General features: G+C 63.2%; 16 protein-coding genes. 13 read left to right on the top strand and 3 right to left on the bottom strand.

The features are described from left to right. The first annotated feature begins 37 nt into the window (after nucleotides 1-37). From NO930_RS09290 to NO930_RS09230, 13 genes are all read left to right on the top strand, one after another. Nucleotides 38-496 (top strand): hypothetical protein, encoded by a 459-nt coding sequence (locus NO930_RS09290; protein WP_256403253.1) that lies wholly within the window; start codon nucleotides 38-40, stop codon nucleotides 494-496. After that, nucleotides 496-972, top strand: a complete 477-nt coding sequence (locus NO930_RS09285; RefSeq protein WP_256403252.1) for a hypothetical protein — start codon at nucleotides 496-498, stop codon at nucleotides 970-972. The genes NO930_RS09290 and NO930_RS09285 overlap by 1 nt, the downstream gene beginning before the upstream one ends. Continuing rightward, nucleotides 969-1250, top strand: coding sequence for a hypothetical protein (locus tag NO930_RS09280; RefSeq protein WP_256403251.1), 282 nt, complete (start codon nucleotides 969-971; stop codon nucleotides 1248-1250). Before NO930_RS09285 ends, NO930_RS09280 begins: the two co-directional genes overlap by 4 nt. 58 nt (nucleotides 1251-1308) lie before the next feature. Beyond that, nucleotides 1309-1677, top strand: a complete 369-nt coding sequence (locus NO930_RS09275; RefSeq protein WP_256403250.1) for a hypothetical protein — start codon at nucleotides 1309-1311, stop codon at nucleotides 1675-1677. Nucleotides 1678-1766: 89 nt separating this feature from the next. Next, nucleotides 1767-1904: a hypothetical protein gene (locus NO930_RS09270; protein ID WP_256403249.1), complete on the top strand. Its 138-nt coding sequence runs from the start codon at nucleotides 1767-1769 to the stop codon at nucleotides 1902-1904. Continuing rightward, nucleotides 1901-3751 (top strand): hypothetical protein, encoded by a 1851-nt coding sequence (locus NO930_RS09265; RefSeq protein WP_256403248.1) that lies wholly within the window; start codon nucleotides 1901-1903, stop codon nucleotides 3749-3751. The genes NO930_RS09270 and NO930_RS09265 overlap by 4 nt, the downstream gene beginning before the upstream one ends. A 169-nt stretch (nucleotides 3752-3920) precedes the next feature. After that, nucleotides 3921-4508, top strand: coding sequence for a hypothetical protein (locus tag NO930_RS09260; protein WP_256403247.1), 588 nt, complete (start codon nucleotides 3921-3923; stop codon nucleotides 4506-4508). Nucleotides 4509-4510: 2 nt separating this feature from the next. Continuing rightward, complete coding sequence (locus tag NO930_RS09255; protein WP_256403246.1) at nucleotides 4511-5749, top strand: hypothetical protein; 1239 nt, start codon at nucleotides 4511-4513, stop codon at nucleotides 5747-5749. Continuing rightward, nucleotides 5742-8735, top strand: a complete 2994-nt coding sequence (locus tag NO930_RS09250; RefSeq protein WP_256403245.1) for a serine-rich family protein — start codon at nucleotides 5742-5744, stop codon at nucleotides 8733-8735. Before NO930_RS09255 ends, NO930_RS09250 begins: the two co-directional genes overlap by 8 nt. Further along, on the top strand, nucleotides 8725-9060 hold the full coding sequence (locus NO930_RS09245) for a hypothetical protein (RefSeq protein WP_256403244.1): 336 nt from the start codon (nucleotides 8725-8727) through the stop codon (nucleotides 9058-9060). Before NO930_RS09250 ends, NO930_RS09245 begins: the two co-directional genes overlap by 11 nt. A gap of 129 nt (nucleotides 9061-9189) precedes the next feature. Then, entirely contained in the window at nucleotides 9190-9813 is a 624-nt protein-coding gene (locus NO930_RS09240) for a hypothetical protein (protein ID WP_256403243.1), read from the top strand. Between the two features lie 144 nt (nucleotides 9814-9957). Then, nucleotides 9958-10224, top strand: a complete 267-nt coding sequence (locus tag NO930_RS09235; RefSeq protein ID WP_256403242.1) for an RNA polymerase sigma factor sigma-70 region 4 domain-containing protein — start codon at nucleotides 9958-9960, stop codon at nucleotides 10222-10224. Between the two features lie 144 nt (nucleotides 10225-10368). Next, nucleotides 10369-10962: a hypothetical protein gene (locus NO930_RS09230; RefSeq protein WP_256403241.1), complete on the top strand. Its 594-nt coding sequence runs from the start codon at nucleotides 10369-10371 to the stop codon at nucleotides 10960-10962. Here NO930_RS09230 and NO930_RS09225 read toward each other — a convergent pair. The 3 genes from NO930_RS09225 to NO930_RS09215 are packed head-to-tail and all read right to left on the bottom strand — an operon-like array spanning nucleotide 10934 to nucleotide 11875. Beyond that, on the bottom strand, nucleotides 10934-11266 hold the full coding sequence (locus NO930_RS09225; protein WP_256403240.1) for a hypothetical protein: 333 nt from the start codon (nucleotides 11264-11266) through the stop codon (nucleotides 10934-10936). The two genes, NO930_RS09230 and NO930_RS09225, sit on opposite strands and share 29 nt — an antisense overlap. Beyond that, nucleotides 11266-11583 carry a winged helix-turn-helix domain-containing protein gene (locus NO930_RS09220; protein ID WP_256403239.1) on the bottom strand — a complete coding sequence of 106 codons (318 nt, stop codon included), beginning with the start codon at nucleotides 11581-11583 and terminating at the stop codon, nucleotides 11266-11268. The genes NO930_RS09225 and NO930_RS09220 overlap by 1 nt, the downstream gene beginning before the upstream one ends. Nucleotide 11584: 1 nt before the next feature. Further along, nucleotides 11585-11875 (bottom strand): ArsR family transcriptional regulator, encoded by a 291-nt coding sequence (locus NO930_RS09215; protein ID WP_345780036.1) that lies wholly within the window; start codon nucleotides 11873-11875, stop codon nucleotides 11585-11587. Nucleotides 11876-11878: the final 3 nt, after the last annotated feature.

Genomic DNA, 11878 nt, shown 5'->3' with positions numbered 1-11878 from the left:
TCGCGATCCAACCGCGCGCTGGCGGGGGTGGGTAGCGGTGGCTGACGGCGACGACGTGACCGACGTGGATGTCGACGAGTCGTCGTTCCTCACGGGCGTCTCGTCGATCGAAGGCGTCGACTTCTCAGCGGCGTCGGGCGTCGACGTCCGACGGCTCGCACAGGCGATCGTCGGAACGGCGCTGTTCACCGTCGGTCTCGGCGTGAACACCGTCGTCTCCGGCGTGACGGGTGCGGTGGCCGGTCTTATCGACGGCGTGCGGGAGTTCGTCGCCGGCGGGACGAACGTCGAGTGGTTCGGCGGGGTGCGAGTCGAGACCGAGAGCGTCGGCCTCATCGACGTGATCTTCGGGACCGGGATCGCGGCGCTCCGCGGTATCTGGTCGTTCAACGTCGACACGTTCGGCGTGCTCGCGTACCCCGTCGGCCTCGCGATCGTGCTCGGGACGTTCGTCATCGTGAGCCGCGGGATCGGAGAGATCCGGGAGGTGACCTGATGTCGGGATCTGATGGCGGTGGCGGAATCACCGGCTGGGCTGACCTCTCGCCGCCGCCGATCATCGAGCAGCTGATCGACAATCCGCAGACGGTGATCCTCGGCGCAGTGCTGTCGGGTATCGTCGAGGCGGTGTTCGGCGTGGTCTCACAGCTGATCGACATCGTGCTGCTGGTCTTTGGTGGCACCCGACCGGGTCAGTTCAACGCGCCGGGAGAGACGATCGGGCTCGCGGACGTCCCCGTGGCGATCGCCGAGGGTATCGGCGGTGCGGGAGAGTCACTCGGGACCACGATCCTCGTGACGATCCGCGGGTTCAACGCGGGCGTGTTCGAGGCGGCTGGCGCGCTCGGACCGTTCGCGCCGCTCGTCGTGGTCACGGTGATCGTCGTCGAGGTCGTCGTCGCGGTCTGGCTGTTGCAGAGACTCGTGTATCTCCTCGCCGACTGGCTGCAGCTTGGAGGGCTGACTGAATGACACTGAAAGAAATCGCGAAGGATCCGCTGGCACAGGTGACCGCGGGGCTCGGCGGGATCGCCGCGGCGCTGCGGCCGGAGATCCTGCTCGGGGTGGCTGACGGGCTGTTCGTGTCGGCTCCGCAGTTGTTCACCTCGGTCACGGTGACGGGGCTGACGCTCCCGCAGGTGTTCCCGCCGGACTCGACGACCGACTGGGTCGTCGTGGTCGCCGGGATCATCCTCATCGGCTACCTCGGCCGGCAGATCCTGCAGAACATCGACAAAGAGGTATCATGACAACCACAGAGAGCGGACGAACCGAGTCGAATCGGACACGAACGAACGGAGGTGAATCATGTCGGCGCTGACGGTGGGGCTCGGCGTCCTCGCAGTGGGGGCGCTGGTGTACGCGCTCGGGGTCGAGCGGACTCGCGAGGCGGCGTCGACGGCCGGCTCGGCGGCCTCGACGGCGGGCGGTGCGGCGTCGCGGGCGGCCTCGTCGAGCGTGGCGGCAGGAGCGGCCGGCCTCGGTATCGGACTGCAGTTCGGGAACGAGCTGATCACGGCGATCCTCGCGGAGCCGGGGTTCGCGCTCGCGGGCGTTACCGGGCTGTTCGGAGCGCTCGGGACCGGCGGGTTCCTCGGCCTCTCGGGGCTGCAGTTCCTCTTGCTGGGTCTCGGCGTGTTCGCCGTCGGCTACGCGATGTTTGGAGGTGGAGAATAGTGTCTCCGTATCAATCAATCTCGGAGTCGCGCACTGGATGGATCTCCGCGGTCGTGATGGGACTCATAGGGACTGCAACCTTCGCGACCATGACTACGGCCGCTGACGATCCACTCGGTGCAGCAATCGCGGTGGGGAGCGTCGCTCTGGCGCTGCTGGCGTTCACGGATGCCTACCTGATCGCTGGTAAGCTCGACCGAGCGGAAGCGACGGAGGCGAGCCGATGAGCCGCGGCACCGCGGTCGCCGCGGTAAGTCTCGCGGTCCTGTGTGTGCTCTCCGCGCTCGGGGCGGCGATGCCCGCGATGGCGGCCGGGGTGCCGGCACAGGTCGAGGGCGGCGATGTCGAGTTCGACGCACCGGGACCGTTCGAGATCTCGGAGCTGCGGACGGGCGGGAACCAGCCGGCGGCCGCGCCGCCCGCGGTCCGATACGTGGGCGGGAACCCGCCGACCGGCGCGATGGCGCTGCGGTACACACCGGCGGGACCGCTCGAAAACGAGCGTGTTCACCTCGAACGCGGTCAGACACTGAACACGGACGAGATAGAACTCTACTCGACGGTGTTCGGGGAGGAGACGACCGGCGAGTACGAGGCGGTCATCGTGTTCTGGGAGCCGTCGACGCAGACCGTGAACGGGACGACGGTCGAGTACGCGGCGGACCAGGAGGTGCAGCGTGTGACGGTCGATGTCGAGTCGGGGTACGCGACCGCGCCGATCGCGTTGAACTCGCACTACAACGAGTCGGTGGAGGCGACGATGTGGCTCGAACGAGGCGGCGAGGTCGTCGACGGCGCTCGCTGGCGGTTCACGCACGCGTCGGCTCCGGCGTCTCAGCAGGTGGAGATAGAGACGCAGGCTGACGCGTGGTGGTACGTGTTCCGGACGGCGATCCTGCCGGGCGTGGCGTCGATCGTGATCGGGCTGTCGGCGGCGCGAGGGACGCTCAAGCGAGCGGGACGCGGACCGGGGTACTCGCTCGGGACGTACGGGATCTTGACCGGCGTCGGCGTCCTCCTCGCGCTCGCCGGACTCTACTACGAGCTGGCGGTCGTGGTGGAGCACGTCGACATCCTGTTCGGGCTGTCGTTGCTGCCGATCGCCTACGGCGGCGGGCTCCGGATGCGAGAGCCGACGGAGAACATCGCCTTCGAGCGGAAGGAACTGACCGACGCGTTATCGCTTCGGCGCGGTGAGACGGACAAAGAGCCGGACCCGGATGCGGTTCCAGACGGCGGAGAAACCTCGCCGTCGCCGACGGACCGCGTTACTCTTGACGAGGACGGTTACCATGATGAGCTGTACGAGGATCTCTCACTGCTGAAGACGATCCGAGCACCGGACGGAAGCGGTCGGCTCCTCCCGAAGAAGGGGTTCCGCCCGTTCTTTGCTCGGTTGTTCTCGAACGCAGCAAAGCTTGACCTCTCGGACCTTAGGACTCGAGTTCGGGTTCGAGGCTCGGCGTCACAGAAGGTGTACGTCGATCCGGACGAGGAACGTGCAGTTGAGCACAGACCGGCGCGGCTACGGCGGCGGATGCCGGTGTGGCACCGGCTTCCCGAGCCAGCGGAGGGCGAGAGTCTATCGCCGGTGACGAGAGGGCTCTACGGGCTCCTCACAGTCACGACGCTGGCGTTACCGCTCATCGGATGGCAGGCGGGGGCTGCGGCGGCCAACACGCCTGTCGTGGGCGCTGTGGTTGGCACTATGCTCCTCGCAGTGGAGAGCTACGAGGCTGTCGACGGGTCGATCAGCTTCACGCCCGCTCCGCGGCACGACATCACGGCGGACGCGTCGCTCACGGTCATGCAGAGCGAGCACGCCGACGCGAAGACTATCGACGAGTTAGAGGAGGTCGCGTGGTCCGAGCGGTCTCGCACGGCGTTGGAAGCCCGCGAGGTCGAACGGCGTCGCAACAAGACGCTCGTGCAGCGGCTCTCCGAGGGCGAGGTCGGGATGAACCTCGACATCCTCGGGATGGACTCGAACGCTGGCTCCGGGTTAGAGACGGATGGCTCGCTGTCGAATAGGGACACAGATACACGGAGTGCGGAGGCTGACGATGACGACTAACGAACACACCGAGGATCGGCGGACAACGCGGAGGGCGCTCGAAGTTCTCGACCGCGACCAAGACCGACTCTTGTACGATGGCGACGATCAGCGAGATCCACCGATACGGTCGTTGAGTGACGGATTCGACACGTATCGCGAGGCGCTCGTGTGGTATCAGGCGGCCGGAGTGCGAACGCTCGGACACGTCGAGACAGTTCTGAAACCGGAGTATATGCTCCCGCTGGCGGGTGTTCTTGAGCACCTCGTCGACGCGGACAGTCCCGAGTCGCAGTACGTCCGCCGGCGTCTCGTGGAGGAACTTGACGATACGTGCGATATGGCGTATCGCCAGTTCCGCGAGCGAGCGCAGGAGACGATCGAGTCGGACACGGAGCACGACAGGCAGGTGGATGGGTACGAGAAGAACCCGCTAAACAGACCAGCGTTCAAAGTGCTCGACGACACGCAGGCGTCGGCACTCGACAGTCTGTGGTCCGGTTTTGCGGACCGAGAGGCGCTCGGACGCTGGGTGCGGAGCCTATCAGCGCCGACGAATGGGGAGAAACCCGAACGGCTCCTCGAACGGATAATCTCGTCGCCGGTGATGCTTGAGGCGCTTCTCGACGAGGCGTCGAGCGAGTCAGTCGCGCTTCGGTACCGGTTCGCTGTCGGTATCATCATGCCGTCGTTTTTCAGCGCGGCTCGGTCGCTCAACGGGAGCGAGCGTTCGGAGGTGCAGACTGACACGAACCACGGAGAGTTCCAGCAGGGATAATCATGAGTTCAAAACATCAGGACGGCGGACGGCAGGGACGACCGCCAGACGGAGTCGAATGGGGCGAGAACACGAAACAGACGCACCCGGAGTACCCGGAGCCGGAGCCGAAACCACCGGGATGGCACAACAAGAACACGGACGCAGACAACATCCGGCGACGGTTCGGTATCGCCCCGTTCGAGAACGACTACAACTGGGATCCGTATCCAAACTGTTTGATCCACGAGACGCGGACCGAGGATCGCGGGACGGACCACGTCGGCGGAACGAACTGGCTCGCGGTCGGTGAGAAGGGCTCCGGAAAGTCGACGTGGGGTCTCTACTGGGCGACGCGGCTCATGGAGGTGAACGACGAGGCGGTCGTCTGGCGCGGCGCTCCGACGCGCTCGGAGTGGCTGCCGCTAAAACCGTGGACGCGGCTGTTCCTCCCGGAGAACGCAGACGTCGACGCGACATGGAAGCCGAAGGTGATCACGGAAGATCTCGACGGCGAGGCTGCCGACCTCGACGACGTCGTTCGCGAGGTGATCTACTACGAGGACCCACGCGACATCAACGAGCAGCTGCAGCCGGGAACGTTCAACGTCGTGTATCCGGACCCGTCCTTCAGCGGTTGCGGCGAGATCATGGCGGAGTCCGACTACATGGCGCAGCCGGTCGAGTGGACGCCGAAGTGGAACGCGACAGAGGGCGACGACGCGACGCCACTGGTCCACTGGTGGTTCGCGTACTGTATCGCGAAGCTCGAATACGGACCGTACGGGTGGGTCTCTCTCATCTTCGACGAGACGGCCGACTTCGCTCCCGACAACGTCCGAGCCGATCGACACGAGTCGTACGAGAAGGTGAACGCCCTCCGCCGGGTGATGGCCGACTCGCGGAAATTCCACTTCTCGCTGTTTTTCCTCGCGCATCACGAGGAGAACCTCCACTCGAAGATCCGACGGACGATCCAGTGGCGTGTCGATATGCCGGACGGGACGTCGAACCCGTGCAAAGAGAACCACGATCGTCCACCGCTCGGCTACAACCAGATCCCGATGAAACACGATCTCCTCTCGATGCGAGACGTCGGGCACTGCATCTTCTGGACCGAGGGGAACTTCAACCCGATAACGTGGGACGATATCCACGAATTTCCGGAGGATGACCACCGCTGGCTGAAGATTTCGCTCTCACAACCTTACGCACGCGCGGGTGGGGAAGTGACTGCACAGGGGGGGCCTGCCGATGACTGACGAGACAGATAGCAACTCCGACGACGACGAACAAAATCGAGAGCTGGTCGCGTGGCTGAAAGCGACACTGGTCGCGATCCTCACGCGGTCGAAAACAGCGGTCGAACAGTCGATCGACGAGATCGCGCCGCAGGTGCGTGGCGCGCTCGGTCGGCTGCGTGTGCCGTCGGGCGCGGTGAAACCGCTCGCGCTCGCGACCGTGCTCATCGTGGCCGCGGTCGCGTTCCCGGCCGCGCCGTTCGCGGGAGATACGAACAACTCGACGCAGGAGCCGGTCACGGGCGAGACGTACGAATCGGTCGGCAGTGACGACCTGCGGCAGGTGGTCGCCGACCGGCTCCGTGCAGCGACGACGCAGGCTCCGCAGGCTCCGAGCGAGGTGCGGACAAGTGCGGGCTCACAGACGATGCGCGTAGAGACGAGCGTCGTCGACGGCGATCCGGCGCTCGTGCTTGAGGACGACCGGACGCACGAGGGGCGCTGGGTCGCGATCGACACGGCGTGGTTCGAGAGCGAGATCGGCGAGGTGCCGCAGACCGCGCGGATCGAGCACGAGAGCGACGGGACGTACTCGACGCCGGTTGAGGTGCGTGGCGACGAGGCGACGTTCTACGTCGAGGGCTTCTCGACGAACACCGTCACCTTCGACGGCGTGCTCTCGGTGAGCGCGAGCCCGGCGGTCGACGGCGACACGATCAGCTACGACGCGCCGAACGGCGGCGACGACCTATCGATCGATCTGACGGGCGTCGCGAATACCGGGTCCGTCTCCGAGAGCGGATCGTCGACAGGATCAACGGCGATCGACGTGGCCGGCACCCAAGAGCCGACAGGACCGGCGGGCGGAGAGCCACAAATATCAGTCTCAACTCCGTCGACGGTCACATACTCGGAGGGGTGGTCGATAAGTGGCCCAGCGGATTATACCATCCCGTCTGATTGGGAATCGGGATCGACGTTTGTGAGAGTGACCGGAGAAGGAGCAGCAAACACAAACATAGATATTGAGCTGTTTAAAAATGGGAACTCGGTCGGAACAAAAACCGTTGAGACTGACGGGATCGGCTACGCTAACGCGGAATGGTCGGGAATATCGACGGCTCCGGGAGACACACTCACGGCGTCTGTGTCGAGCGGCAACGATCCGATCTTCAGGTCCGTCGAAGTGACGACCGATTATGACTATGACACGACGATCGAAACAGACACAGGACGGTCGGCGACCATCACAGGATCAGGCTCACAACCGATTGATCTAACAGGAGACGAGACGAGCCTGACGGTCTCACACAACGGCGATAGTTTAGAGTCGTGGTCACTCGATTACAATGCGACTGTCGAGACGACTGATCCCGTCGTGGAATATAACGGCAACTCTGTCGGCTACACCGGCACGCTCGCGGAAGGCGAAACCACGTCGCTCGCAGTGAACGACTCGTGGATCAACGAGGGGACGAACGACCTCTCGGTCTCGCTGCCGTCGGTGTCGAGCGGACCGGTGCCGCAGGTCGGCGTCGACGTGGCTCACGATGTCTCGGAGAGTCGGACGATCGACTACTCCGCGGAGGCGTTCAGCGAACGGTACACAACGAGTAAGACGTGGAGCGAGAACACGTCGAACGCGACGCTGACGGTCCCGTGGGCGTCGTCGAGCGTCGTCTCCGTACGGGACGTTTCGGTCACCTACGAGGACTCGACGGGCTCGGAGCCGTCGCCGCGACCGACGCCGACACACCGCCTCGAAAACGGCTCGGTGGTCGTCGAACTCGGCGACGTGCAAGCCGGGTGGACAACCACGATCTCGGCGACGGGCTCGAAGGTGCAGGTCGACGGCGCGGACCTCGAAGTGGTGAACGCGACGGCCGCGGGCGACGACCTCGACAGTCGTATCCGGCTGAACAACCCGTCGTCGGATGTCTACCTGCGAGTGGGCGAGACCGAACAGGGTCAGCAACTCCACTACCTCGCGAACGCGTCGTGGAGCAACGAGGAGGCGTCGCAGATCACGGCGGGCGGCGAGAACGAGATCCGCATACCGAACGCGCCGGATAACGGCGAGGCACAGCTGCGGACGCTCCCGCTCGCGTTCGATGTCGAGACCGGAGCGATCGACGTGGACATACCGGACGGACGGCTCAACGAGGAGGAGCCGGTATACCGGGTGTCGGCCGGTGATAGCACGGGCGACAGCTACGACGTGACGTTCGTCGACGCGGCGGACGGACAGCCGTACATCCTGTGGTCGGAGACGCGAGAGATCGTCCTCGACGAGGGGATCGCGTCGAGTCCGTTGACGCTGTCGGCGAGCGACTCCGACGAGACTCAGATCATCCAGTTCCGCGAGGACGACGGGGCCGTCACGAGCGACGGCGGGACGGGACCGGTCGGAGCGATCGGTCCGATGGTCACGACCTCGTCGCCGTTCAGCGGGCTCACGGGGCTGCTGCCGGGACCGAACGTGTTCCTCGTCGGGCTCATCGGACTCGCCGGGCTCGGCGTCGTGGCGAGGCAGACGCGGCTGTTCGACGACGGGACTGCCACGGGCGCGGTCGCGAACTCGGCCGAGGACGTGGGCGAGCGCGCTGGCGGGTTGCTCGGCCGCGCGCTCTCGAACGAGCTTGTGCTCGCGGCTCTGACGCTCGGGGGCGGCGTGTGGTTGCTCACGTCGGGGGCGTTCACGCCCACGGAGCGGCTTATCATTTCGATCGCGACGGTTCCGGTCGCGATGTTCCTCGTCTTGCAGCAGTTCGACTCGTTCGACATCCGCGTGTGGATCGGTTCGACGCTGCTCGTCGCGGGGCTCGGTATCGCGGCGATCGCACCGGAGGTGTTCGAGACGATCGCCGAGGAAGCGGGGATCGTGATCGTCGTCGTCGCCGGGTATCTGGCGTATCAGGCCATCTCTGCGTGGCGCGCAGAAGCGTCGACACCAGACTCGGTGACAAACCTCGAAATCCAGACGTCGGAGGACGACGATGGCAACTGAGGTGCCGCTCCTCGTGGCCGGGATTCTCTCGGACTACTTCCGAGAGAGCGTCGTCGTCGCGATCCTCGCGGGTGTCGTGCTGCTGCGGGTCCGGCGGTACAAGTCGGTCGCGGCTGGCGGCGCTGCGGCAGCTGGGTCGGCGGCGACGGTCGTGACGGGGGTGGTGGTGTCGCTGCTGCTGATCGTGGCGCTCGGCTACTGGGATCCGCCGGTCTCGGAGATCGTCGGTGACGCGCTCGGCGCGGGGCGAGCGCTGTGGTCGTTCGCTGGCGAGTGGCTCGTCGAGCAGACGCTGGGGCGGCTCGACTCGCTGGCTGGCGCGTAGGCGCTCTCAGAATATCGGCCATTTCTCGGCGCGTGCTGGCGCGCTGAGAGCGTTCGGCGAGCGACGAGGGGTTACGGACGTATTCCACAAACCCCGGTTATTTTACTCAACGGCTCAACAGTTCTCAACGTGCAACGTAGAAGTCTCCTCCAAGCGCTCGGCGTCGGTGGTGCGGCGTCAGTAGCAGGATGCGCGGATAGTTCGACTGTCGAACAGAGCGGCGGGCCTAACACGACGGAGCAGACCGAGGGCGGAGTCTCGATCGACGGTCTGAGCGACGAGCAACTCCATGAGGCGTACCTCTCTGATTCGCTTGCAGAGTTCGGTATCCTGACGTGGACGCGGAAAGAGCAAATTCGAGTCTACGATGAATCTGAGGACGATGTCGCGTTCGTCGACGCAGAGAACGGGTGGTTTCTAGAGGTCTCACTCACGGTGTACAACGCTGGCGGTGACGTGATGTCGGTTCCCGGACGAGACCGATTCAGTCTCTATCACGACGGAGAAGAGCACACGAGGATAACACAGCTCCCGAGCGATGAGTTCGGTTTCGAAGACACAAGAGAGAGCTATATCGGATTCTCAATCGATCCCGGATCGTGGTACGTGACTTCTGAGACTGAGGCAGATACATCTGCACAGGTTAATCTCCTATTCGATGTGGGTTCCGAGCCGATCGAGTGGGCGATCAACGTGACCGACGCGCTCGAATCACCGCCCGAGCAGGACCAGTACGTCTACTACGCGGAGTAACGCAGACTGATATCCGGGACGAAATTCTAAAGTAGTACCTGTCAGATTGAATTTGTGGTATGAGTAAACAGGATGGCGGGGTTATCCCCGCGCAGCGAGGGCTACACGCTTCATACAAGAAAAACCACCGTCTGGGTGTCTCGAATGCCTAAGAAGACGAGTTGGGAGGATCTCACAGACAAAGAGCAGGACATTATCGAAACGGCCGTCGAGAATCCCGACATGACGCACGAGGAGGTAGCAGAGGAAACGGACTCGTCGGTCTCGTACGTGGGTAAAACCCGCCGTGAGTACGAAGATCACGTCGAGGTCACAGAAGAAGACACAGGCGGCGGAGCTGGAGGCGCAGTTATTTTGCTGATTCTCGTCCTCGCTGCGCTCTATTGGGCGTCGAGCACGGGAATCATCTAAGAGCTACCCGAATCCGAACCACCAGTCGGGGCCCGTCGCTTGGCTCTAAATTCGAATAACATCCAGACCGACTCTATGATCAAATAACCGATTAGACTAACACAGACGCGAATCGATAGACAAGTAGACAGACGGCTACCCGAGATGAGCAACGCTCAGTACCAAGTTGACGGGACGCCAACATGGGCGGTAAGAAGGATCGTTGAGATAGCGGTCCTGCTACCCTTTGGTGTGCTCACGGTCGGGATGATGGCGTCGCCGGCACTTCTACTACTCTGGCTTTATTCCGAGGTGGCATTCACCGCGGGAGTAATCACGACTCTGTGGGTCGGAGCGCTCTCAGGAACAAAAATCGCCCGTGGAGCAGATATAGGGGAAGCCACGGATGGCAGTATTGAAGCTGAGCAACCGACAGATGCACTAGTGGCCCTCTTCGCGTTGTTAATCACGGTCGCAGCCATGATCTCATCACACGTTATCGGGGTAGCGATAATCTCGGCGGGGCTCACATCCGTGATGCCTGCCTCTATCGTAGTGGTTTTGCCACTTGTGGTGAGCCTCGCGGACATGGCTCTCGCGAGAAAGACTGGCTACTCGATTTTCGTTCTTGGATTCGGGCTCGCCTACGTGGCACTGCGCATAATCGAAATCGTGATAGATGTCGAAAAAGACGTATTCGCCGGAATCGGGAAGCCTGTGCTACGTCTGTTCAACTCCTCTCGTCATTCATTTCGTTAACCCACTGACCGAACCGTTCTGTGAGGGCATTCGGGCCTGTCGCTTCGGTCTGGTTCCACCGACAGAAAACGAATATTCCAGCGATAGCGCCTGCGACGGTAAACGCCGGTGCATCTGGGGGAACACCTGCAGCAGCTTCTAGAAGGCTCTCAAGTGGAACAATAAATCCGAGTATAAATGAAAGCGGGTACGCGATAATTGCAGTGAGGGCAATCTCAAACACGAGTTTCAACACTAATCCAGCAAGGAGCAAAAGCGTCCCACCTTCTTCGATCCACTTGCCGGCGGTTTTCCGAAGTGTCATCAGAAACCCGCCCACCGTTCAGGGCGCGTCGCGTGCGGCGGCCGAAGAGCGGGAAGCGGGCGGACGAGATCGGCGTCGAGGTGCCCGGCGAGGTACGCGAGGCCCCACGTCGTGATCGACCAGTAGTCGTCGAGGTCACCGCGATCGTGGTGCGCGACCCAGCCGGCCTTAGCGAGCACGCGGAGTCGAGTTCTGACGAGCCCGCCGAGCAGCTCGCAGTCGTGAGCGATCTGCCACCACGAGGACGCACCCTCTCGGTCGAGGTACTCAAGGATGCGATCGTCTTCGTTGACCATCCAGTTGGAGGACTTTTTCATATCAGGTGTGAGCGCTCTCGTCGCCGTTTTCGGGCCCGTCGGTGATTGTCTCTGGGTCAAGTTCGCCGTCGAGATAACTCTCACCTTCGGGAGTTGTGACGTAAACACCGTTTCCGAGAGGTTGGAGGAGGCCGTGCTCGGAGAGCTTTTTCAGTCGCTTTGAGACTTGAGAGGCTGAGATATGCACGTAGTCGTGCTCCGAAAGTGCAGTCGGGCTTCCGGAACCCTCCTCCCGGATAATCTCAAGGATCCGGTCATCCCAGATGGTCATCCAGTCGGCACTTTTCCTCATATT

The organism is Halorubrum salinum (assembly GCF_024494575.1).
Classification (GTDB): Archaea; Halobacteriota; Halobacteria; order Halobacteriales; family Haloferacaceae; genus Halorubrum; species Halorubrum salinum.
This window is presented reverse-complemented; position numbering and strand designations above follow the sequence as displayed.